Source organism: Marilutibacter maris, assembly GCF_003233695.1.
In the GTDB taxonomy this organism is placed as follows: domain Bacteria; phylum Pseudomonadota; class Gammaproteobacteria; order Xanthomonadales; family Xanthomonadaceae; genus Marilutibacter; species Marilutibacter maris.
Genome location: NZ_CP029843.1, coordinates 1,174,657 through 1,196,437, shown reverse-complemented (window position 1 = coordinate 1,196,437; position 21,781 = coordinate 1,174,657). Strand labels below are relative to the sequence as shown.

The following is a 21,781-nucleotide window of genomic DNA, read 5'->3' as shown; positions in this document are numbered from 1 at the left end:
GCGGATGCCGACGAAACGCGCCTGGGCCGCGGGCACGGCGGGTCTGGTCGCGGTCGCCGTGCTCACGGTGGCCGTCTGGCGTCTCGCCAGCGACGGCGGCGAGGTCGCCGTGCCCGCAGTTGCCGTGGGCGCCGTCACCAGCGGGGCGCCAGCGCGGACGGCGCCCGCGCCCACGGTGCCGCTGGAGGTGCTGCTACTGCCCGATGGCGACGTCGAGGCCATCCCCGGATCGGTGCGTATCGGGCTCGCCCAGGTGTCCGTCGACGATGCTTCCGCCGCCGCCCTCGGCGCGGAGGGAGCGGCCGAGGCCGCCGGCGCGACGCGCTATCAGGCGCTGGCCACGGTCACACGTTGGGTACCGGCCGCGGCGCAGCGACTGGCCGACGGACGGGTCCGGGTCGGACCGCTGCGACTGCCGGCGGCCGATCGCTACCTGCTTCAGGCCCGGGGCGACGACGGGCTGCGCTTCTATTCAGCGGACTTCGGCGCCGGCACGGTTCCAGCCACGCTCGCTCCCATGGTCGGCGCAGGCCTGCGGATCCAGGGCGTATCCGGGAACGCCGGGGTGCTGTTGCGACGGGTGGAAGGATCCGATCCGTCCCCGCCATGGCAACGACTCCAGGCCTGGTCCGCGCCGGAGTTGCTGGAAGCCTTCGACGAAACGCCGCTGGCGGTCGCGGACGGGCAGGTACTGGCGCCGTTCGCGCCCGGACCGGTCGATATCGTGCTCGAGGTCGACGGCATCGAGGCCGAGCGCCGCTCGCTGACCCTGCCCGCCGGCCGCGTCACCGGGCTGCGCTTCGATGCGATGAGCCAGGCGGTCGCCGCTGCGGTCTCGATCGAGCTGGAACTGGAGTTCGTCCGCCGCGGCAGCGCGACTCCGATACAAGGGTTGCGGGTGCAATGGCTCGGTGGCCGTGAGCCGCAGGAGCGGATCACCGACGCGAGCGGCCGCGTGCGCTTCACCGGTGTGGACCGTCAACGCGCCCAGCCGTTCAACCTGATCGCATCCACTCCCGCCGGAGGCCTGCCGGAGTGGCCCGAACTGCGGCCCCTGCGGATCGCGGAGGAAGCTCTGGCCGGGACCGGTGCGCACGGTGAGCGTGTGCGTCACCGGGTCGAACTGGCGCCGCTGCAATGGCTGATTGCACGCCTGCCGCCGCAACTGCATCAACGACGACCGGACCGCAACTCGCCCTACCCGATCCACGTGCTGCAGCGGCAGCACGGCGGCGGCTGGACCGACACCAGCGCCGACCATTTCATTCCGACCCCGGACGGGCTGGCGGTCTCGATCGCCGAGCCGGGCACCTACCGGCTCGCCTCGGCGCTGTCGCCCTGGCAGGTGCTGGAGTCCTCGCCCGCCGGCTTCGGCGAACAGGATCGGCAGTCGGTCGACGTTGCCGGCATCCGCGGCGCCGACGTGACGATGAGCGTGCGCCGCGATGGCAGGACGCTCGCCGGCGCGCCCGTGCAGGTCGTCGGTCCGCTCGGCGGTCTGCCGCCGGCGCGGCTGACGGCCGATGCCGGTGGCCGGGTACGCTTGCCCTCGACGACGGTGCCCTGGGTCGAGGTGGAGGTGCCGGGCAGCGACCAGATCCGGGTGCTGCTGGACGGTCCGCGCGTACTGGCCGACTTCGGGACCGGGCGTTCGCAATGAACCGCCTTCGGGCATGACCATCCACATGGGTCAGACGGGCTGTCCGCGCTCCAGAATGGAACCATCATCGATGACGGAGTGTCCCCTGTGCGATTCGTATCCACCCGCTCCACCCTTGCCCTGGCGCTGGCCCTGGGCCTGGCCGCCTGCAGCCCCCAGAACGGCGGCACGCCGGCCGCGACCGATGCCCCGGCGGCCACCGCCGAACAGATCCAGGACGAATCGCGCCGACTCAACGAATGGTTCGATGCCCAGTACGAGGAGCAGCTCCGGTTCAGCCCGATCCAGCTGACCTTCCTCGGCCGCAAGGAACTCAACGACCAGATCGACGACCTGTCCGAGGCGGGCGCGCGCAAGCGGGTGGCCTGGATGGAAGCCTCGGTCAAGGAAATGGAGTCGACCTTCGACTACGACCGGCTCGACCCGGAAACCCGGCTGTCCTGGGACCTGTGGAAGCACCAGTACGAGGACGCCCGCGACGGCCTGCCGTTCCTCGTCGACGGCTATCCGTTCGACCAGATGAACGGTGCGCAGAACATCCTGCCGATGTTCATGATCAACTTCCACAAGGTCGACGACGAGAGCGACTACCTCGCCTACGTCTCGCGCCTGCAGAAGAGCTCGACCGCGTTCGACCAGTTGCTGCAGATCGGCCGCACCGCCACCGCCCAGGGCATCCGTCCGCCGAAGTTCGCCTATGAAGGCGTGATCGACCAGTCGCGCAAGGTGATCACCGGCGCACCGTTCACCGACGGCGCCGACAGCGCGCTGTGGGCCGATGCCCAGGACAAGGCCGACGCGCTGGCCAAGGACGGCAAGGTCAGCGCCGAACGCGCCGCCGAGCTGAAGGAACAGGCGCGCCAGGCCCTGCTCGACTCGCTCAAGCCGGCCTACGAGCGGGTCATCGCCTTCGCCGAGGAGGAACTGCCCAAGGCGGCCGACGACGCCACCGGCGTCGGCACCACCCATCCCAACGGCAAGGCGTACTACGCGTACCAGCTCAGGCAGAACACCACCACCGCGATGAGCGCCGACGAGATCCACCAGCTCGGCCTGTCCGAAGTGGCGCGCCTGCGCGGCGAACTGGAAGCCCTGCAGGCGCAGATCGGCTTCGAGGGCGATCTGCAGGCCTTCTTCACGCACGTGCAGAACGACCCCAGCCGCCTGTTCCCGAACACCGATGCCGGACGCCAGGCCTATATCGACGAAGCCAGCGCCGACATCGACAACATCAAGCAGCACCTGCCCAAGTACTTCGGCCTGCTGCCCAAGGCCGACCTGGTGGTCAAGCGCGTGGAGCCCTTCCGCGAGCAGGACGGCGCCGCCCAGCACTACTACCCCGGCACGCCCGACGGCTCGCGTCCGGGCATCTACTACGCGCACCTGTCGGACATGAGCGCGATGCCCAAGACCGAGCTGGAGGTCATCGCCTACCACGAGGGCCTGCCCGGCCACCACATGCAGATCTCCATCGCCCAGGAACTGACCGGGATCCCGAAATTCCGTACCCAGTACGGCAGCACCGCCTATTCCGAAGGCTGGGGCCTGTACTCGGAATGGCTGGCCAAGGAGATGCCCGGCACCTACCAGGATCCGTACTCCGAGTACGGCCGGCTGATGTCCGAGATGTGGCGCGCGATCCGCCTGGTGGTCGACACCGGCCTGCACGCCAAGGGCTGGACCGAGCAGCAGGCGGTCGACTATTTCCGCGCCAACAGCTCGGTGCCCGACGCCGCGATCCGCTCCGAGATCCGCCGCTACCTGGTCAATCCCGGCCAGGCCACCGCCTACAAGATCGGCATGATCCGGATCCAGGAACTGCGCACCAAGGCCGAGGGCGAACTGGGCGAGGCCTTCGACATCCGCGGTTTCCACGATGCCGTGCTCGGCGGCGGCGCGCTGCCGCTGGACATGCTGGAACAGCGTGTCGACCTGTGGATCGCCGGGCAGAAGCAGAAGACGCCGGAAGCCGCATGATCCCCGGCTCCGGCTGGAAAGCACTACGCCCGGCAGCCTTGCTGTTGCCGGGCATGCTGCTGGCCGGCGGCCTCGCAGCCGAGCCCGGCAACGGCTTCGACCTGCGCGTCCCCGAGCCGCCGACGGCGGCCCGGGTCGAGGGCCGCGCCGTGCTGGGCTACGAGCTGCATCTGACCAACTACGCCTCGCACCCACTGGACCCGGTCCGGGTCGAGGTGCTGGCCGACGGTGAGGTCCTCGCCCGCTACGAGGGCGCGGCACTGGAAGCGCGGATCGACCGTTCCGGTCTGCAACGCGACGCGGAAGCCGGCGCCGCGATCGCGCCCGGCCGCCAGGGCATCGTCTTCATCGACATCGGCATCGACGCTGGCGATATGCCATCCGCCCTCGTCCACCGGGTCGCCTTCATCGGCGCGGACGCCAGCGGGCCCCTGCAGGAACGAACGGCGGAGGGCGGGCCTGCCGATGTCGCCAACGATATCGGCACGGCGCTGTCGCCGCCGCTGTCCGGCGGGCCCTGGGTCGCGATCAGCGACACCGGCTGGATGCGCGGCCACCGCCGGGTCGGCTACGCCCTGGGCGGACGCCTGCGCACGCCGGGGCGTTATGCGATCGACTGGGTGAAGCTGGATACCGAAGGCCGCCGACACCCGGCCGGCAGCATGCTGGCGAGCGATACCTACAGCCATGGCGAGGACGTCCTCGCGGTCGCCGACGGCACCGTGGTGAAACGGTTGGACGGCATCGCCGAACGGCAGCGGCTCGACGAGCGCCTGGACCGCGACCGCGCGCGCCGCGAAGGCAGCGGCAACACCCTGGTGCTCGACCTCGGCGACGGCCGTTTCGCCCACTACGCGCATCTGCGCCCGGACAGCATCGCCGTCGCCGAAGGCCAGCGCGTCGCGCGGGGCATGAAGGTCGCCGAGGTCGGTTTCAGCGGCAGCGCATCGGCCCCGCAACTGCACTTCGCCATCACCGACGGCGCCGAGGAACACGCCAGCGAAGGCCTGCCCTTCCATTTCGACCGCTTCATCCGCCTCGGCAGCTATACCGATCCGGCGCGCGCCGGCCATGCCCGCTGGGCCGATCCCGATGCGACAGCACGATCGCGAACCGGTGAGATGCCCGCACGCGGAGCGGTGGTGCGGTTCCCGTCGAAGTCCGACTGATTCGATCGTTCAAGCCCGGTCGCGCCACCGCAGCCCTCCCGGATCGCCTCCCATGGCCGCCGGCGGATCCGGCGCAGGCAGCTAGAGCTTGAACAGCGGCTGCAGACGCCGCGCCAGCCATCCCGGGAACCGCAACGGCGCATCCAGCGCGGAAACGCAGATGCAGGCGGTGCCGGGCACGGTAATCGGCTGGTGCTCGACATCGCTGTCCAGGTCGGCGACATCGCCCGGGGCAAAGTGTCCGAGTGCGTCGTGATAGGCACCGCGCAGGATCTGGGTCAGCTCGGTACCGCCATGTCCATGCACCGGCATGCTGCGCCCGGGGCCGATCTTGAGCATGAGCAGGGTACCGGTGGGCGTACCACGCGCGCGGATGCAGTGCACACCCGGCGCCATCCAGCGCCATTTGAGCGCGCGGTATGAACTGCCGAAGTAGCGATGCAACGGCGCCGGCAGGCGGTCGTCATCCTCGTACGGCCCGGCTCGCGACGGCGCTGGTGGGGACGGCGGCAGCGCCTCGTCCAGACGCTTCAGCATCGTTTCGCGCAGTACGGCCCTGTGCCGATCGGCGGCCTCCAGCGGCTGCTGGTGCTCGACCAGCTGTCCGCCGATGGCTTCGGCTTCCTCCACCCGACCGCGGCAATGCGCGCAGGTCTCCAGATGGGTGGCCGCCACGATTGCCATCTCCACCGTCAGCGCGCCGGCGGCGTAGCTGACCACGGTGGAGGGATCGAGATGATGGTGCGGATTCACGACTGGCCTCGCATCCGGTCCTGCAGGCGCAGGAAGGCGCGCCGCAGATGCGACTTCACCGTTCCCAGCGGCATTCCGAGTTCGTTGGCGATTTCCTGGTGACTCTTGGCTTCGAAGTACGACATACGCATCAAACGGGCCTGCACGGCCGAAAGCTCCTCGATACGGCGCGCGAGATGAGCATGCTCGGCGAAGTCCTCGGCCGAGGAAAACCGCTCCGCCTCCTGCTCCGCGCCGACCTCCACCCCCTCCACGACCTGGATCCAGCCCGGCTCGCGTCGCACCCGGTCGATATGGAGGTTGCGTGTGATCCGGAACACCCAGGTCGAGACCGCACCCTGGCGGGAATCGTACGAGGCCGCCCGCTGCCACAGACGCAGCAGCGCTTCCTGCGCGAGCTCCTCCGCCACCGCCTCCTGGCACCCCAGGCCTCGCAGGTACAGGCACAGGCGCGGCATGAAGTGGTCGTAGATGCGCATGAAGCTGGCCCGATCGCGCACCCGCGCGACCGCGGCCACGTCGGCGGCCCAGTCATGGGCATCGCTGGCAGTGGGTGTGGACACCGGCCGTGCCGCCCGTGGGGGCAGCGATCTCCTCGGGAAGTCAGACCGCATGGTAAGACCAGAAGCCATTGCTGCACGTGATGGCTACCCGTACGTACCTGGCCGCGATTTGGATGCACCCGGGCGAGCGAGGCTGCATCCGAACCGCCAGCCCGCCGCGTATGCGGGATCGCACCTGTCCGGAATGCCTGCGATGCCGTCACGCCGCCGCCACTGCCTCATTCTTCTTGCCACGACCCTGGCGGCCGCGGTCGTCGCCCGCGCCGAGCCGGGATTCCCGGCCAACGGGGTCCGCCACCAGGAGGCGCTGGCGTATGCCCGTCCCGACGGCGCCCTGCTCTATCGCGAGTCGCACTGGCGCTACCGGCGCGGGGGCGTCGCGCACCGGCTGGTCCTCTACCGGTGCCTTGGTGGCGACGCATTCGCGCGCAAGACGGTGATCGAACGCTCCGCGCGACAGGCTCCGGACTTCGATTTCCTGGATTCGCGCGACGGCTATCGCGAAGGTGTCCGCAGCGACTCGCGCGGCCGCACGGTGTACCTGCGCAGCGACGCACGGGCGCCACTGCGCGAGCGCCGTATCGAAGTTCCGGCCGATGCGGTGATAGACGCGGGATTCGATGCGGGCATTCGCGCCAACTGGGAACGACTCAGGGAAGAGGACGGCCTGAGCCTGCCCTTCCTGCTGCCCAGCCGGATGGCCTTCGTGCCGGTGCGGGTGAGCCCGGGCCCGACGCTGCAATGGCGAGGACTCGCCGCGCAACGGATGACGATGCGGCTCGACCGCTGGTATGGCTTCGCCGCGCCGACGATGCAACTCACTTACGCCCTGGAGGATCGCCGGCTGCTCGAGTTCGCCGGCATCGCCAGCATCCGCGACGCATCCGGGCGCCATCAGGACGTGCGCATCGCCTTTCCCGAACCGGCGCGCCCCGCCGACACCGACGCGTTGCGACGAGCTCTGGAAACACCGCTGGCGCGGCAATGCGGAGGCTGAGCCCGGGCTGCATCCGAATCGCTTCGCCGTGCGTAAGCCTCACAAACGCCGCCAGGACGTAGCCAATGCCGTCGCCGTCACCCACCCGCTCATCCTTTGCCTCGCGCCTGGTCGCCACCAGCCGCCGCTGGTTCGATACCCAGGCGGCATTCGATCAGGCCGACCGGGAGCATCCCGACGGCGCGACCGGGGGCCGGCATCGGATCGACTGGCTGCGCGCCGCACCGTTCATCGGCATGCACCTGGCGTGCCTGATGGTGCTCTGGGTCGGCGTTTCGACGACCGCCGTCGCGGTGGCCGTGGCGCTGTACGCGATCCGGATGTTCGCCCTCACCGGTTTCTATCACCGTTATTTCTCGCACCGGACCTTTCGCGCATCGCGCGCGGTCCAGTTCGTGTTCGCGCTGATCGGCGCTTCCAGCGTGCAGCGCGGCCCCTTGTGGTGGGCCGCCCATCATCGCAACCACCATCGGCACGCCGACACCGTCGCAGACCCGCACTCGCCGAGCCAGCGCGGGTTCTGGTGGAGTCACGCCGGATGGTTCCTGACCCATGACGGTTTTCGCACCGACTGGGAGCGGATTCCCGACCTGGCGCGCTACCCGGAGTTGCGCTGGCTGGACCGCTTCGACACCGTCGTGCCGGTGCTGTTGGCGGCGGCGCTCTATGGCCTCGGCGCGACCCTGGAACGCTTCGCTCCGCAGCTGGACACGAATGGCCCGCAGTTGCTGGCATGGGGATTCTTCGTCTCGACGGTGGTGTTGTTCCACGCCACGGTCACCATCAATTCGCTCGCGCACCGGTTCGGTCGCCGCCGCTTCGAAACCCGCGACGACAGTCGCAACAACCTGTGGCTGGCCCTGCTGACCTTCGGCGAGGGCTGGCACAACAACCACCACTTCTTCCCGGGCACGGCGCGGCAGGGATTCCGCTGGTGGGAGGTCGACCTCACCTGGTACGGGCTGCGTCTGCTGGCGACCCTGGGCCTGGTGCACGACCTCAAGCCGGTGCCGACCTGGGTCCTGGCCAGGATGCGGAGCTGATCATGCGCATCGCCGTGGTCGGTTCCGGCATCGCTGGCCTCGCATCGGCGTGGAAGCTCTCGCGCCGGCACCGGGTGGTGCTTTACGAAGCCAACGACTACCTGGGCGGGCACACCCATACCCACGAGCTCGAGCAGGCGGGGCGCCGCTACGCGGTCGACAGCGGCTTCATCGTCTTCAACCCCGCGCACTACCCGCTGCTGTGCGCGCTTTTCGACGAACTTGGCGTGGCCTCGCGCCCCACCACGATGAGCTTTTCCGTGCACAGCGCGCGCAGCGGCTTGGAATACAACGCCACCTCGCTGGATGGACTGTTCTGTCAGCGGCGCAACCTGCTGTCGCCGCGTTTCTGGGGCATGCTCGGCGACCTCGCGCGCTTCTATCGGCGTGCGCCGGCACTGCTGGAAGGCGCCGGTCCCGGCCCCACCCTCGGCGACTACCTTGAGGCCGGCCGCTACGGAACCGCGTTCCGCGACGAACATCTGGTGCCGATGGCCTCCGCGCTGTGGTCGTCGCCGCCGGAGCGCATTCTCGCCTTCCCCCTCCGCTACCTGATCCGGTTCATGGCCAACCATCAGATGCTGACCCTGGGCCGGCGCGCGCCCTGGCGCGTGGTGGTCGGCGGCTCGGCCAGCTATGTGCGGGCGTTGCGCGCCCGCTGGCAGGTCCGGGAGCGTGTCGGATGTCCGGTGCGCGCGGTGCGGCGCGACGCCGACGGCGTGCGGGTGGAATCGGCGGCCGGAAGCGAGCGCTTCGACCACGTGGTGATGGCTTGTCACAGCGACGACGCGCTGGCGCTGCTCCCGGATGCCGACGCGCGCGAGCGCGACATCCTGGGCGCGATCCGCTACCAGTCCAACGACACGGTCCTGCATACCGACGCTCGCCTGCTGCCGCGCAACCGCAAGGCCTGGGCAGCCTGGAACGCGCATGTTCCTGACGACCCCGGCGCCCCCTGCACCGTCAGTTACTGCATGAACCTGCTGCAGGGGTTCGAATCGCCGGACCCGTTCGTGGTCACGCTCAATCGCAGCGATACGATCGACCCCGCACGGATACTGCGCCGGATGCACTATCGGCATCCGGTCTACGACCACGCCATGATCGCCGCGCAGCATCGCCGGGCCGAGATCCAGGGCCGGCGGCGCACCTGGTTCGCCGGGGCCTACTGGGGGTGGGGCTTCCACGAGGACGGCATCCGCAGCGCCTACGAGGCGGTCGACGCATTGGAGGCGAGGGCTTCGTCCGACTCGCACCATCGGCCCGAGACGGCGATCGCATGAGCGCGCCACTGGCCAGCGCGGTGTACGAAGGACGGGTATGGCACCGGCGGTACGCGCCCAGTCGCCATGCGTTCCGCTACCGGATGGCGCAACTGTATCTGGACCTGGACGAGATCGGGCAAGTGTTCGCCCACCGCTGGCTGTGGTCGGTGGATCGACGCAACCTGGCCGAGTTCCGCCGCGACGACTACCTGGGGCCGCACACCAAGCCGCTCGCCGACGCGGTGCGCGACCGCGTGGCCGAACGTCTTGGCCGCCGCCCCGAAGGCCCGGTGCGCCTGCTCACGCATCTGCGCTACGCCGGCTACGTGTTCAATCCGGTCAGCTTCTACTACTGCTTCCGGCCCGACGGACGCACGCTGGATGCGGTGCTGGCGGAGATCACCAACACCCCGTGGCGCGAACGGCACAGCTATGTGCTGCCGGTCGAGGAAGGCATCCGCTACGGCGACGGCTGGGAGTGGCGATTCGACAAGGCCTTTCACGTATCTCCGTTCATGCCGATGGCCTGCGCCTACCGGTGGCGACTCGATGCGCCCGAACGCAGGCTTCGCGTGCACATGCGGGTGAGCCATGAGCACCAGCGCACCTTCGACGCCAACCTGTCCCTGATCCGCCAGCCGCTCGACGGCCGCACGCTGGCGCGCGTGCTGTGGCGCTATCCGCTGATGACCGCGCAGGTGATCGGCTCGATCCACTGGCAGGCATTGCGCCTGTGGATGAAGCGGACGCCCGTGCACGACCACCCTTCTCCCGCCGACGGTGCCCCATGAATCGGATCGCGAACTTTTCGACTCCCCTCTCCTACGGTGCGATGGAACGCTGGTTGCGCGAGCAGTTGATGGCTCGTCTGGATGGCCTGTGCGGCGGTGCGCTGATCGTCCACGATGCGCTGGGCGAACGGCGCTTTGGCGGGACGGCGGACGGCGACCTGCCGACCGTGCATGTCCGCATCGACAATCCGGCGTTCTATCGGGCGGTCGCGGCGCAGGGCAGCGTGGGGGCCGGCGAGGCCTACCTGGACGGTCACTGGCGCTGCAACGATCTGGTGACCCTGGTGCGCCTGCTGGTGCGCAACCGGGCACTGCTGGACGGCATGGAGCGCGGCGTTGCCCGCCTGGGCGGGTGGGCGCTGCGCGGCTGGAACGCGCTGCGCCGCAATACGCGCGGCGGCAGCCGGCGCAACATTGCCGCGCACTACGACCTGGGCAACGATTTCTTCGCGCTGTTCCTGTCGCCGGACCTGATGTACTCGTCGGCGATGTTCGCCTCCCCGGACGAGGATCTGGAGTCGGCCTCGCGACGCAAGCTCGACACGGTGTGCCGCAAGCTGGCGCTGGCGCCCGGCGACCGGGTCGTCGAGATCGGTACCGGCTGGGGCGGATTCGCGCTGCATGCCGCCCGCCACCACGGCTGCCACGTCACCACCACCACCATCTCGCGCGAACAGCATGCCCTGGCCAGCCGAAGGATCGCCGAGGCCGGCCTGCAGGACCGCGTGACCCTGCTGCTGCAGGATTACCGCGATCTGCGGGGCGAGTACGACAAGCTGGTGTCGATCGAGATGGTGGAGGCGATCGGCGCGCAGTACCTGGACACCTTCTTCGACCGGCTCGGCCGCCTGCTCAGGCCTGGTGGCCGGGGCCTGTTGCAGGCGATCACCATCGAGGACCATCGCTATGTCCAGGCCCGGGACTCGGTGGACTTCATCAAGCGCTTCGTGTTCCCGGGCAGTTTCATTCCCTCGCTCACCGCGCTGCACCAGGCCAAGACCCGCGCCAGCGACCTGCAGGTGATCGGACAGGAGGACTTCGGTCCCTCGTATGCGCTGACCCTGCGCGCCTGGCGCAGACGGTTCATGACACGGCTGCCCGAAGTCCGCGCGCAGGGCTTCGATGAGCGCTTCATCCGGTTGTGGGAGTTCTATCTGGCCTATTGCGAGGGCGGCTTCATGGAGCGCTCGATCGGCGTCTCCCATCTGCTGATGGCCCGCCCAGGCCGCGCCCCGGCCGGAGCCACCGCTTCGTGATGAATCCGATACACGCACTCGCCGTGATCGGATCGCTGGCCATGGCCGCGATGAGCGTGGGCTGGTGGTGGCAACGCCGCCATGCCAATGCCGGCATCGTCGATGTGTTGTGGGCCGCCTGCGTCGGCGCCAATGCCGTGCTGCTGGCCATCATCGGCGACGGCGCATGGCAGGCGCGCGTCGCACTGGCCGTATTGGGCGGCAGTTGGGGACTGCGGTTGTCGCTGCACCTGTGGCGACGCGTGCGCGACGAACCCGAGGACGGCCGCTATCGCCATCTGCGCGCGCACTGGCACGGCCACCAGGGCAAGTTCTACCTGTTCTTCGTCGGACAGGCGGTGCTGGTGGTGATGTTCTCGTTGCCGTTCGCGGCCGTCGCCCGCAGTCCGGTCGCCGGATTCTGGCCATGGATCGCGCTGGCGGTGGCGATCGGCGCTGCCAGCGTGGTCGGCGAGGCCATCGCCGACCGCCAGCTGGCGCGCTTCCGCGCCTCCGCGGGCCGCTCCGACCGGGTCTGCGACCAAGGGCTTTGGCGCTACTCGCGGCACCCGAACTACTTCTTCGAATGGCTGCACTGGTTCGCCTATGCCGCGTTGGCGGTCGGGTCGCCCTGGGCGTGGCTGGCATGGTCGGGGCCGCTGGTGATGTACCTGTTCCTGCGCTGGATCAGCGGCATCCCGTACACCGAGGCACAGGCCTTGCGCACGCGCGGCGAATCGTACCGCGAGTACCAGCGGCGCACGCCGATGTTGATCCCCTGGTTTCCCCGCTCCCCCGCGAGCGTCCGTTCCGAGGAGGCAAGACGATGAACTCGATGGCAGAAGCGCTGCCCGGCGAACGCGCGGCATCCGGCGTTCTGGGACTGGCCGAACGCGGATTGCTGCCCGACGCGCTGATACGCACGGGCATCCGCCGCCTGTGCGCGCAACGCCTGCGCGAGGAGTCCGCAGGCGGGCTGGAGGGGCAGTCCGCGCGCCTGTCCCTGCGCCTGCGCGAACTGCTCCGGAGCCCGTTGGCCGTGCATACCGATGCGGCCAACCGCCAGCATTACGAACTGCCCCCGGCGTTCTTCCGGCACTGTCTGGGCCGGCGCCTGAAGTACAGCGCCTGCTTCTATCCCGAAGGCACGCGGACCCTGGACCAGGCCGAGGAGGCGATGCTGGCCCTGTATGAACAGCGCGCCGCGCTGGCCGACGGCCAGGACATCCTGGAGCTGGGCTGCGGCTGGGGTTCGCTGACGTTGTGGATGGCGGAACGCTATCCGAACGCGCGCATCACCGCCGTGTCCAACTCGCACTCGCAGCGCGAGTTCATCATGGCGCGCTGCGCCGAACGCGGCCTCGGCAATGTTCGCGTGATCACCGAGGACGTCAACCGTCTGCAGTTGGCGCCGGCAAGCTTCGATCGCTGCGTGTCGGTGGAAATGTTCGAGCACGTGCGCAACCACGGCGAGCTGATGCGCCGCATCCACGACGGCCTGCGGCCCGGTGGGACGCTGTTCGTCCACATCTTCGCCCACCGCCAGCTGATGTATCCGTTCGAGATCGAGGGCGAGGACAACTGGATGGGACGGCATTTCTTCACCGGCGGCATCATGCCGTCGGCCGACCTGCTGCTGTTCTTCCAGGAGCGACTGCAGTTGCGTCAGCGCTGGCTGCTGGATGGCCGCCACTACCAGCGGACCGCCGAGCACTGGCTCGAGCGCCACGACCGCAATCGCGATGCGGTGCTGGCGGTGCTGAAGGAGGCCTATGGCGATGCCGCTGCACCGCTCTGGCACCAGCGCTGGCGGATGTTCTGGATGGCCTGCGCGGAAATGTTCGGCTATCGCGACGGACAGGAATGGCTGGTCGCTCACTACCGTTTCGAGCGTCCCCGGCCGGGGCAGTGACATGCGACCGCTCCGACTCGCCCTGCTGATCGCGCTCATCGTCGCGGCAACCGCCTGCCGCTCCGGCAACGTCAAGCCAGACATTGCGCCGGTGGCGAACGTGGACGTGCCCCGATTCATGGGCGACTGGTACGTGATCGCACACATTCCGTCCTACCCCGAACGCGAGGCCTACGCCGCGGTCGAGTCCTATGCGCTCAGGCCCGACGGACGCATCCAGACCACGTTCCGCTTCCGCAAGGGCTCGCTGGATGGCCCGCGGAAGACCATGCGACCGATCGGAACCGTTCGCCCCGACAGCAACGGCGCGGTCTGGGACATGCAGTTCGTATGGCCGATCCAGGCCGAGTACGTGATCGTCTACCTGGACGAGGATTACCGGCAGACCATCGTCGGCCGCAGCAAGCGCGACTATGTCTGGCTGATGGCGCGCACACCGGACATTCCCGATACCGACTACCGGGCCCGGATCCGCCAGATCGAGGCGTTGGGCTACGACGTATCGAAGATCCGCCGGGTGCCGCACTGACGGACGATCGCCGTGGGCTAACGGAAATCCCGGCTGCGCGCGTCGATCCCGTCCAGCAAGGCGTCGACGCATTGCATCCGCTCGACGATCAGATGCTGGACGCCGTCGACGCGCTCCAGCCGCCCGTCGATCGCCAGCAGGCGGCTGTCGACCAGGACCCGGTGCTGGCGCTCGGCGACGTGGTGCCAGACCACCGCGTTGACCATGCCGTCCTCGTCCTCGAGGGTGACGAAGGTGACCCCGCTGGCGGTCTGCGGCCGCTGGCGCATGCGCACGATGCCGGCGAAGCGCACCCGGCGCCCGTGCGCGAGCGTGGCCAGCTCCGAGGAGCGCCGGAACCGGCGTGCGGCCAGCTGGCGGCGGATGAAGCTCATCGGGTGCCGGCCCAGGGTGGTGTCGGTGGTCGCGTAGTCGGCCTGCATGTCCTCGAACGCGCTGGGCACCGGCAGCGACGGTGTCGGCTCGACCGTGGCCGGCACGCCGTCGAACAACGGCAGCGGTTTCTCCACCCCCGACACCTTCCAGCGCGCGCGATGGCGGTGCCCTGCCAGGCCCTTGAGCGCGGCCGCATCGGCCAGCAGGGCCAGGTGACGCGGGTCGAGACCGGCACGGCCGGCGAGGTCGGCGGCATCGATAAAGGAACGCTGCCCGCGTGCGGCGGTCAGCCGCTCGGCGGCATCCTGCCGGAAGCCGGCGATCATTCGCAGGCCCATGCGGATCGCGGGCTGTCCCGCGCCTTCGGGACGCATGGGCTCCAGCGTGCAATCCCAATGGCTGTAGCGCGCGTCCACCGGCAACACCCGGATGCCGTGCCGGCGCGCGTCCTGCAGGATCTGGTCGGAGGTGTAGAAGCCCAGCGGCATGCTGTTGATCAGGCTGGCGGCGAAGGCGGCCGGTTCGTGGCACTTGAGCCAGGCGCTGGCGTAGGCGATCAGGGCGAAGCTGGCCGAGTGGCTTTCCGGGAAGCCATAGCTGCCGAAGCCCTTGATCCGCTCGAACAACTGCTCGGCGTACTCGCGGCTGTAGCCGCGCTCGAGCATGCCGGCGGTCAGCCGCTCCTGGTGCGGCTCCAGTCCGCCGCGACGCTTCCAGGCCGCCATCGAGCGGCGCAGCTGGTCGGCCTCGCCGGGGGTGAAGCCGGCCGCGGTCACCGCCAGTTGCATCACCTGCTCCTGGAACAACGGCACTCCCAGGGTCCGCTCGAACACCCCCTGCAATTGCGGCGGATAGTCGATCGCCTCCTCGCCGCGGCGCCGGCGCAGATAGGGATGGACCATGTCGCCCTGGATCGGTCCGGGGCGGACGATCGCGACCTGGATCACCACGTCGTAGAAATCCTTCGGGCGCAGCCGCGGCAGCATCGACATCTGCGCGCGCGACTCGATCTGGAACACGCCGACGGTGTCGGCCCGCCCCATCATCGCGTAGGTCGGCTTGTCGTCGGCCGGGATCGTCGCCAGGGCCAGGTCGCGGCGCCCGGTATCGCGCAGCAGGTCCAGGCATTTGCGCACCGCGGTCAGCATCCCCAGCGCCAGGCAGTCGACCTTCATCAGCCCGAGCGTGTCCAGGTCGTCCTTGTCCCACTGGATCACGGTGCGCTCGTCCATCGCCGCGTTCTCGACCGGCACCAGGGTGTGCAGCGGATATTCGGAGATCACGAAGCCGCCCGGGTGCTGCGACAGGTGGCGCGGGAAGTCGATCAACTCGCCGGTCAGCGCGATCACCCGTTGCATCAGCGGCGTGTCCGGGTCGAAACCGCGTTCGCGCAGCGCCTCCGGCAACGGCGCGCTGCTGCTCCAGTGATGCAGGGTCGCGGCCAGTTCGTTGACCTGGTCCGGCGGCAGCCCCAGCGCCCGGGCCACGTCGCGGATCGCGCTGCGCCCCCGGTAACTGATCGCGACCGCGGTCAGCGCGGCGCGCTCGCGGCCGTAGCGCTGGAACACGTACTGCAGCACTTCCTCGCGGCGCTCGTGCTCGAAATCGATGTCGATGTCCGGCGGCTCGTTGCGCTCGCGCGAGACGAAGCGCTCGAACAGCAGATTCATCCGCGAGGGATCGAGTTCGGTCACTCCCAGCGCGAAGCACACCACCGAGTTCGCCGCCGAACCGCGACCCTGGCACAGGATCCCGCGTCCGCGCGCAAAGCGGACGATGTCGTGCACGGTCAGGAAGTACGATTCGTAAGCCAGTTCGGCGATCAACGACAGCTCATGCTCGATCAGCGCGCGGGCCTTGTCCGGCACCCCGTCGGGCCAGCGCGTTCGCGCGCCCTGCTCGGCCAGATGGCGCAGCCAGCTGGTCGGCGTATGCCCCTCCGGCACCAGCTCGCGCGGATAGGTATAGCGCAACTGGTCGAGGCTGAAACCGCAGCGACGGGCGATACGCACGCTTTCGGCCAGCAACGCCGGCGGATGGATCGCCGCCAGCGCGCGGCGGGTGCGCAGATGACGCTCGCCGTTCGGGAACAGCCGCCATCCCGCCTCGGCCAGGGTGCAGTGATGGCGGATCGCGGTCAGGGTGTCCTGCAACGCGCGGCGACGGCGCACGTGCATGTGGACGTCGCCGGCGGCGACCATCGGCAGCCGGTGGTGCGCGGCCAGCCCGGCCAGCGCCTGCAGGCGTCGCTCGTCGTCAGCGCCGCGATGCAGTTCGACCGCCAGCCACAGCCGCCGCGGGAACAGCCGCTTCAGCCACTCGATATCCTGGTCCGGACTCGACCGCACCTGGCACAGCAGGCATGACAGACCGTCCATGCCATCGTCGAAGTCCTCGCGCAGGCAGCGGTATTCGCCCTTCCTCGCCCGCCGCCGCGCCAGCGTGATCAGCCGGCACAGGCGCTGGTAACCGGCCAGCGTCTCGCACAACAGCACCAGTGTCGGGCCGTCCTCGACACGGAACTCGGCGCCGACGATCAGCGGTACCCCGGTCTCCTTCGACGCCTCATGGGCACGGACGATACCGGCCAGCGAACATTCGTCGGTGATCGCCAATGCCGCATAGCCCTGCTCGCGGGCGCGCTCGAACAGCTCGGCCGCGGTCGAGGCGCCGCGCTGGAAGCTGAAGGCCGACAGACAGTGCAGCTCGGCGTAGTCCGGCAACGCGTCGACGGCATCCGGCGCGCTCATGCGAACCATCCGTGCAGCATGAACGGGCCGCGCTCGCCCGGCGCGGTGAAGGCCCAGGCACGCTGGCCTTCGCGGGTCTGCACCACGTAGTAGTCGCGGCGCACATCGCCACCGTCCCACCATCCGGACTCGATACGCTCGGGCCCGGCCAGGATGCGCAGGTCGAAGCCGCGCAGCGGCACCGGCTGCGGCAGCAACCAGGCCGGGCGCGGCGGCAGCGATGGCGGCAGCAGCGAATCCGGCGCCTGGCCCGATGCCCGCTCGGGCCGGTGCTCGGCCCGCACCGACAGGTCCTGTACCGCGGCGTCGCCGAGCCGTGCGCGCAGGCGTTCGCGCAACTGCTCCCACGGCAGCGCCTGCTGCGGGCGGGTGTCGAACAGGTCGCGCGCCAGCGGCACGAACGGCGGCAACTCCTCGGCGACCAGCACCATGCCGCGGGTGGCGGCCGGCAAACTCAGATGATCGAGACGGCTGCGGGCCAGATCGAACAGCACCGCGGCCTCGCGCTCGGCGCTGAGCAGGCCCACGGCCAGCTCGCTGTCGGCATGACGTTCGTGCTCGAAGCGCAGCACGAAACGCTGCACGCCGCCGTCGCGCGAGGACAGGAACGCGGCCAGGTCGCCGACCAGGCGACGCAGCGGGAACAGCAGCGCGGTGCTGGACTCGACCTCGTACTCGAACTCGATCCGGGCCTCGAAGCGGTCCGGCGGCTGGAAGTAGCGCAGTGGCGGCGACTGCCGTCCGCGCATCGCGTCCAGTTGCGCGAGCACCTCCGGCGGAAAGCGTCGCACCAGGCTCTCGCGCACCAGCGCGAACACCGCCCCCAGCGTGCGCAGGCCCGAGCGCGCCAGGGTCGCGACCACGTTGCGCGGCAGGCCGCTGCGTTCGACCGGCACCTGCGCCAGCGCGGTCTCGACCCGGCCTTCATCGACACCCAGGCCGTCATGGACATGGGCCAGCACATGCGCCGCATGCGGGTAAGGCGCGGCCACCAGCCGGTGACGGAAGCCCAGTGCCTCGAGCTCGATGCGCAGGCGTCGCTCGATCGCCGGCCAGTCGCCGAACAGGGCGCGGCTGGCGCCGACCTCCAGCACCAGCGCGTGCGGGAAGTCCGTGCAGACCTGCGAACTGAAGCCGTAGGCCCAGGTCGCCAACAGGGTCCAGGCCTGGAACTCCTGGCGCGGGTCGTGGGCCTGGATCGCGAACTCGCGGGTCAGCACCTGCGCGGCCGAGAGCAGCATGCCGCGACGCAGGCCAAGCCGGCGCGCGGCCGGACTGACCGCATGCAGGACGCGCCGCTGGGCCGGACCGCTCACCAGCGCCAGCGCGGCGTCGGGATCGCTCTGCTGGCGCAGGACCGCGTCCATCGCCAGTTGCGGCAGGAGCAGGCAGGCCCAACGCATCGCGGCTCACTGCGCCAGCGTCAGCGGTCGCGCCGGCACGACCCCGCCGCGACACTTGAGCACCCGCACCTGGCCGGCCTCGAACCGCAAGCGCAGCGGTGCCGGCGACGGATTGCGCGCCTGGCGCGCATCGCGGAACACGAAGCCCAGGCACTGCCCGCTCTCGGCGGCGACCTGCAACCGGCGCAGCGCCTTGTCGTCCGCCTTCTGCGGCCAACACAGCACCGCCGCACAGGCGGCCGAACGCAGGCACTGCTCGGCCGCCCACAGCGCATCGCGGGGCGCGGCCTGCACGACCTGCACGCGGCGCAGGTCGAGCCCGGCCCCGGCCCAGGCCGGCGCATGCGGCCGATACGGCGGCGCGATCAACACCACCCGCCCTCCGGCCGTGCTCAACCGGGCCAGCACGGGCCACAGCAGGGCCAGCTCGCCGACGCCATCGTCCGACATCAGGATCTCCGACAGTCCGGTCGCCGGCCAACCGCCGCTCGGCAGCGCCGCATCCAGCATGGGATGCCCGGTGGGCTGGGCCGATGCCGGCACCTCCACCGTGGCCTGTCCACGCCAGACCCGGCCGGAACCGAGCAGCGAATCGATGGCGACGACCGCCCCCATCACACGGCTCCGGAAGCCGGCAGGGACGCGCTATCAGGAGCTTGGGCAAGTGGCATGGAGACAGTCTCGCGGGCGGATGGCGCACAGCCTGAGACAGCTCATGGTATCTCAATTTAGTAGCAATGCTACTAACGACCTCGACCATTGGTCGGCTCGCGTACCTGGCGGTCCCGACGCCGGAATGCGTGCCGCAGCGACCCGGCAAGCGTCCGGGCAGGCGCTCGAGACAAGCATCGGACAGAAAGCGACGGCCCCGGACAGGTGGCTCGCGGACGGGCATCGCATGCCTGGCGCCGGCCGCTCATGCTGCTGTGCGGAACCCGGCACTTGAACATGCGGCCGGCTCATCGTCCGCCCCATACGAAAACAGCCCCGAACCGTCACCCAGGACAATTCGGAGCTGCTCGTTGGGCCATCGATGCGACCCGATAGTTTGGTGGGCGGTACAGGGTTCGAACCTGTGACCCCTACCATGTCAAGGTAGTGCTCTACCGCTGAGCTAACCGCCCGTCCCGCCGGCCAAACCACCCGGCGAAGGGCGCGCAGTGTATCCCACCCGATCGGCTTCGACAATACCCGGATCGATGATCGGCGCGCGGATCTCGATTCAGCCGGCGAAGCCCTGCTCCTTCAGCCGATGGAGTTCGTCGCGGACCGCCGCCGCCTGCTCGAACTCCAGGTCGCGGGCGTGCTGGTACATGCGCTGCTCCAGCTCCTTGATCCGCGCCGCCAGTTGCCTGGGTTCCATCGAGGCGTAGTCGGCGGCGGGCTCGGCGACCTTGCGGCCACGGCCGCGGGTGCGGGCGGCGTCAGGCTCGGCGCGGGCGCCTTCCATGATGTCGGCCACCGCCTTGTTGATCGATTGCGGGGTGATGCCGTGCTCGGTGTTGTGCTCGACCTGCTTCTGGCGGCGGCGGTCGGTCTCGTCGATCGCCGCCTGCATCGACTTGGTCACCCGGTCCGCGTACAGGATCGCCTTGCCGCGGACGTTGCGGGCGGCGCGGCCGATGGTCTGGATCAACGCCCCGGTCGAGCGCAGGAAGCCCTCCTTGTCGGCATCGAGGATCGCCACCAGCGACACCTCGGGCATGTCGAGGCCCTCGCGCAGCAGGTTGATGCCGACCAGCACGTCGAACTTGCCCAGGCGCAGGTCGCGGATGATCTCCACCCGCTCGACGGTGTCCACGTCCGAGTGCAGGTAGCGCACCCGTATGCCGTGCTCGCCGAGGTACTCGGTCAGGTTCTCGGCCATGCGCTTGGTCAGGGTGGTGATCAGCACGCGGTCGCCCATCGCGACCCGCTCGTGGATCTCGCCCATCACGTCGTCGACCTGGGTCGCCACCGGGCGGATCTCGACCTCGGGATCGATCAGGCCGGTCGGCCGCACCACCAGCTCGATCACCTCGTCGCCGGAGTGCCGCAGCTCGTAGGGGCCCGGGGTCGCCGACACGAAGATGGTCCGTGGCGAACGGCCTTCCCACTCCTCGAACTTCAGCGGCCGGTTGTCCAGCGCCGACGGCAGGCGGAAGCCGAATTCGACCAGGGTTTCCTTGCGCGAGCGGTCGCCCTTGTACATCGCGCCGATCTGCGGGACGGTCACGTGCGACTCGTCGATCACCAGCAGCGCGTCCGACGGCAGGTAGTCGAACAGGCACGGCGGCGGCTCGCCGGGCATGTGCCCGGTCAGGTGACGGGAATAGTTCTCCACGCCGTTGCAGTAGCCGACCTCGGCCAGCATCTCCAGGTCGAACTGGGTGCGCTGGGCCAGGCGCTGGGCCTCGACCAGCCGGTTGTCCGCGTAGAGCTGCTCCAGGCGCACGCGCAGCTCCTCCTTGATCGTCTCGATCGCGTCGAGCACGGTGCGCCGGGTGGTGACGTAGTGCGAGCCGGGGTAGATCGTGTAGCGCTGCTGCTTCTCGCCGGTCTCGCCGGTGAGCGGGTCGAACAGGGTCAGCTGCTCGATCTCGCCGTCGAACAGCTCGATCCGCAGCGCCTCGTCGTCGCTCTCGGCCGGATGCACGTCGATCACCTCGCCGCGCACCCGGTAGGTGCCGCGACGCAGCTCGGTGTCGTTGCGGGTGTACTGCATCTCGGTCAGGCGCCGGATCAGCTCGCGCTGGTCGATCCGCTCGCCGCGCACCATGTGCAGGACCATGCGGAAGTACTCGTTCGGATCGCCCAGGCCGTAGATCGCCGAGACGGTGCAGACGATCAGGGCGTCGCGCCGCTCCAGCAGGGCCTTGGTCGCCGACAGCCGCATCTGCTCGATGTGTTCGTTCACCGAGCTGTCCTTCTCGATGAAGGTGTCGGAGGACGGCACGTAGGCCTCGGGCTGGTAGTAGTCGTAGTAGCTGACGAAGTACTCGACCGCGTTGTGCGGGAAGAACGCCTTGAACTCGCCGTACAGCTGCGCGGCGAGGGTCTTGTTGTGGGCCATCACCAGGGTCGGCTTCTGCACCTGCTGGACCACGTTGGCGATCGTGTAGGTCTTGCCCGAGCCGGTCACGCCCAGCAGGGTCTGGTGGGCCAGGCCGTCCTCGAACCCCGCCACCAGACGCTCGATCGCCTGCGGCTGGTCGCCGGCGGGGCGGTACGGGGAGACCAGCTGGAATCCGCTGGCGGAGGCATCGTCCGCGGCTGCGGCGCGTATCGCGGTACGGCTGTCGTTCATGTGGGGAAGCGCGGCCGGGCCTTTCAGTGTAGTCAGACAATGGGATGGGGGCGACGGGCGCTTTTCCTACCCC

Annotated in this window: 17 protein-coding genes and 1 tRNA gene; 11 read left to right on the top strand and 7 right to left on the bottom strand. The window is 69.5% G+C overall.

What is annotated here, in order from left to right; translation table 11 throughout:
* Positions 1-4: 4 nt before the first annotated feature.
* From C9I47_RS05385 to C9I47_RS05375, 3 genes are all read left to right on the top strand, one after another.
* On the top strand, positions 5-1,660 hold the full coding sequence (locus C9I47_RS05385) for a hypothetical protein (RefSeq protein WP_111265841.1): 1,656 nt from the start codon (positions 5-7) through the stop codon (positions 1,658-1,660).
* Positions 1,661-1,747: 87 nt separating this feature from the next.
* On the top strand, positions 1,748-3,637 hold the full coding sequence (locus C9I47_RS05380) for a DUF885 domain-containing protein (protein WP_223250285.1): 1,890 nt from the start codon (positions 1,748-1,750) through the stop codon (positions 3,635-3,637).
* Positions 3,634-4,806, top strand: coding sequence for a M23 family metallopeptidase (locus C9I47_RS05375; protein ID WP_145985428.1), 1,173 nt, complete (start codon positions 3,634-3,636; stop codon positions 4,804-4,806). Before C9I47_RS05380 ends, C9I47_RS05375 begins: the two co-directional genes overlap by 4 nt.
* An 81-nt stretch (positions 4,807-4,887) precedes the next feature.
* Here C9I47_RS05375 and C9I47_RS05370 read toward each other — a convergent pair whose 3' ends face one another.
* The gene (locus tag C9I47_RS05370; protein ID WP_111265838.1) at positions 4,888-5,559 is read right to left on the bottom strand and encodes a ChrR family anti-sigma-E factor; all 672 of its coding nucleotides are present in this window, start codon (positions 5,557-5,559) and stop codon (positions 4,888-4,890) included.
* The gene (locus C9I47_RS05365) at positions 5,556-6,173 is read right to left on the bottom strand and encodes a sigma-70 family RNA polymerase sigma factor (RefSeq protein WP_111265837.1); all 618 of its coding nucleotides are present in this window, start codon (positions 6,171-6,173) and stop codon (positions 5,556-5,558) included. Before C9I47_RS05365 ends, C9I47_RS05370 begins: the two co-directional genes overlap by 4 nt.
* Between C9I47_RS05365 and C9I47_RS05360 the strand changes: the two genes are divergently transcribed.
* The 8 genes from C9I47_RS05360 (at position 6,172) to C9I47_RS05325 (ending at position 13,894) form a co-directional block, all read left to right on the top strand.
* Positions 6,172-7,119 carry a hypothetical protein gene (locus tag C9I47_RS05360; protein ID WP_145985427.1) on the top strand — a complete coding sequence of 316 codons (948 nt, stop codon included), beginning with the start codon at positions 6,172-6,174 and terminating at the stop codon, positions 7,117-7,119. The genes C9I47_RS05365 and C9I47_RS05360 overlap by 2 nt on opposite strands.
* Before the next feature lie 65 nt (positions 7,120-7,184).
* The gene (locus C9I47_RS05355) at positions 7,185-8,162 is read left to right on the top strand and encodes an acyl-CoA desaturase (RefSeq protein WP_111265835.1); all 978 of its coding nucleotides are present in this window, start codon (positions 7,185-7,187) and stop codon (positions 8,160-8,162) included.
* Positions 8,163-8,164: 2 nt separating this feature from the next.
* Entirely contained in the window at positions 8,165-9,445 is a 1,281-nt protein-coding gene (locus C9I47_RS05350; protein WP_111265834.1) for an NAD(P)/FAD-dependent oxidoreductase, read from the top strand.
* On the top strand, positions 9,442-10,218 hold the full coding sequence (locus tag C9I47_RS05345) for a DUF1365 domain-containing protein (protein ID WP_111265833.1): 777 nt from the start codon (positions 9,442-9,444) through the stop codon (positions 10,216-10,218). Before C9I47_RS05350 ends, C9I47_RS05345 begins: the two co-directional genes overlap by 4 nt.
* Complete coding sequence (locus C9I47_RS05340) at positions 10,215-11,474, top strand: SAM-dependent methyltransferase (protein ID WP_111265832.1); 1,260 nt, start codon at positions 10,215-10,217, stop codon at positions 11,472-11,474. Before C9I47_RS05345 ends, C9I47_RS05340 begins: the two co-directional genes overlap by 4 nt.
* On the top strand, positions 11,474-12,283 hold the full coding sequence (locus C9I47_RS05335) for a DUF1295 domain-containing protein (RefSeq protein WP_111265831.1): 810 nt from the start codon (positions 11,474-11,476) through the stop codon (positions 12,281-12,283). The genes C9I47_RS05340 and C9I47_RS05335 overlap by 1 nt, the downstream gene beginning before the upstream one ends.
* The gene (locus C9I47_RS05330; protein ID WP_111265830.1) at positions 12,280-13,365 is read left to right on the top strand and encodes an SAM-dependent methyltransferase; all 1,086 of its coding nucleotides are present in this window, start codon (positions 12,280-12,282) and stop codon (positions 13,363-13,365) included. The genes C9I47_RS05335 and C9I47_RS05330 overlap by 4 nt, the downstream gene beginning before the upstream one ends.
* A 1-nt stretch (position 13,366) precedes the next feature.
* Entirely contained in the window at positions 13,367-13,894 is a 528-nt protein-coding gene (locus tag C9I47_RS05325) for a lipocalin family protein (protein ID WP_111265829.1), read from the top strand.
* Between the two features lie 17 nt (positions 13,895-13,911).
* Here C9I47_RS05325 and C9I47_RS05320 read toward each other — a convergent pair whose 3' ends face one another.
* The 5 genes from C9I47_RS05320 to uvrB form a co-directional block, all read right to left on the bottom strand.
* Positions 13,912-17,019 (bottom strand): error-prone DNA polymerase, encoded by a 3,108-nt coding sequence (locus tag C9I47_RS05320; RefSeq protein WP_111265828.1) that lies wholly within the window; start codon positions 17,017-17,019, stop codon positions 13,912-13,914.
* Positions 17,016-18,422 carry a Y-family DNA polymerase gene (locus tag C9I47_RS05315; protein ID WP_111265827.1) on the bottom strand — a complete coding sequence of 469 codons (1,407 nt, stop codon included), beginning with the start codon at positions 18,420-18,422 and terminating at the stop codon, positions 17,016-17,018. The genes C9I47_RS05320 and C9I47_RS05315 overlap by 4 nt, the downstream gene beginning before the upstream one ends.
* A 6-nt stretch (positions 18,423-18,428) precedes the next feature.
* A complete protein-coding gene (gene imuA, locus C9I47_RS05310) occupies positions 18,429-19,037 on the bottom strand; it encodes a translesion DNA synthesis-associated protein ImuA (RefSeq protein WP_111265826.1) in 609 nt (202 codons plus the stop codon).
* Positions 19,038-19,471: 434 nt separating this feature from the next.
* A tRNA-Val gene (locus tag C9I47_RS05305) sits at positions 19,472-19,546 on the bottom strand.
* 98 nt (positions 19,547-19,644) lie between these two features.
* Positions 19,645-21,708 carry an excinuclease ABC subunit UvrB gene (gene uvrB, locus C9I47_RS05300; protein ID WP_111265825.1) on the bottom strand — a complete coding sequence of 688 codons (2,064 nt, stop codon included), beginning with the start codon at positions 21,706-21,708 and terminating at the stop codon, positions 19,645-19,647.
* Positions 21,709-21,781: the final 73 nt, after the last annotated feature.

Bases quoted from the DNA above. Each gene is read 5' to 3' on its own strand.
- C9I47_RS05365 (WP_111265837.1), bottom strand. From the start codon at position 6,173: ATGCGGTCTGACTTCCCGAGGAGATCGCTGCCCCCACGGGCGGCACGG.
- C9I47_RS05335 (WP_111265831.1), top strand. From the start codon at position 11,474: ATGAATCCGATACACGCACTCGCCGTGATCGGATCGCTGGCCATGGCC.
- C9I47_RS05385 (WP_111265841.1), top strand. From the start codon at position 5: ATGCCGACGAAACGCGCCTGGGCCGCGGGCACGGCGGGTCTGGTCGCG.
- imuA (WP_111265826.1), bottom strand. From the start codon at position 19,037: ATGGGGGCGGTCGTCGCCATCGATTCGCTGCTCGGTTCCGGCCGGGTC.
- C9I47_RS05320 (WP_111265828.1), bottom strand. From the start codon at position 17,019: ATGAGCGCGCCGGATGCCGTCGACGCGTTGCCGGACTACGCCGAGCTG.
- C9I47_RS05315 (WP_111265827.1), bottom strand. From the start codon at position 18,422: ATGCGTTGGGCCTGCCTGCTCCTGCCGCAACTGGCGATGGACGCGGTC.
- C9I47_RS05325 (WP_111265829.1), top strand. From the start codon at position 13,367: ATGCGACCGCTCCGACTCGCCCTGCTGATCGCGCTCATCGTCGCGGCA.
- C9I47_RS05345 (WP_111265833.1), top strand. From the start codon at position 9,442: ATGAGCGCGCCACTGGCCAGCGCGGTGTACGAAGGACGGGTATGGCAC.
- C9I47_RS05350 (WP_111265834.1), top strand. From the start codon at position 8,165: ATGCGCATCGCCGTGGTCGGTTCCGGCATCGCTGGCCTCGCATCGGCG.
- C9I47_RS05360 (WP_145985427.1), top strand. From the start codon at position 6,172: ATGGTAAGACCAGAAGCCATTGCTGCACGTGATGGCTACCCGTACGTA.
- C9I47_RS05330 (WP_111265830.1), top strand. From the start codon at position 12,280: ATGAACTCGATGGCAGAAGCGCTGCCCGGCGAACGCGCGGCATCCGGC.
- C9I47_RS05355 (WP_111265835.1), top strand. From the start codon at position 7,185: ATGCCGTCGCCGTCACCCACCCGCTCATCCTTTGCCTCGCGCCTGGTC.
- C9I47_RS05375 (WP_145985428.1), top strand. From the start codon at position 3,634: ATGATCCCCGGCTCCGGCTGGAAAGCACTACGCCCGGCAGCCTTGCTG.
- uvrB (WP_111265825.1), bottom strand. From the start codon at position 21,708: ATGAACGACAGCCGTACCGCGATACGCGCCGCAGCCGCGGACGATGCC.
- C9I47_RS05340 (WP_111265832.1), top strand. From the start codon at position 10,215: ATGAATCGGATCGCGAACTTTTCGACTCCCCTCTCCTACGGTGCGATG.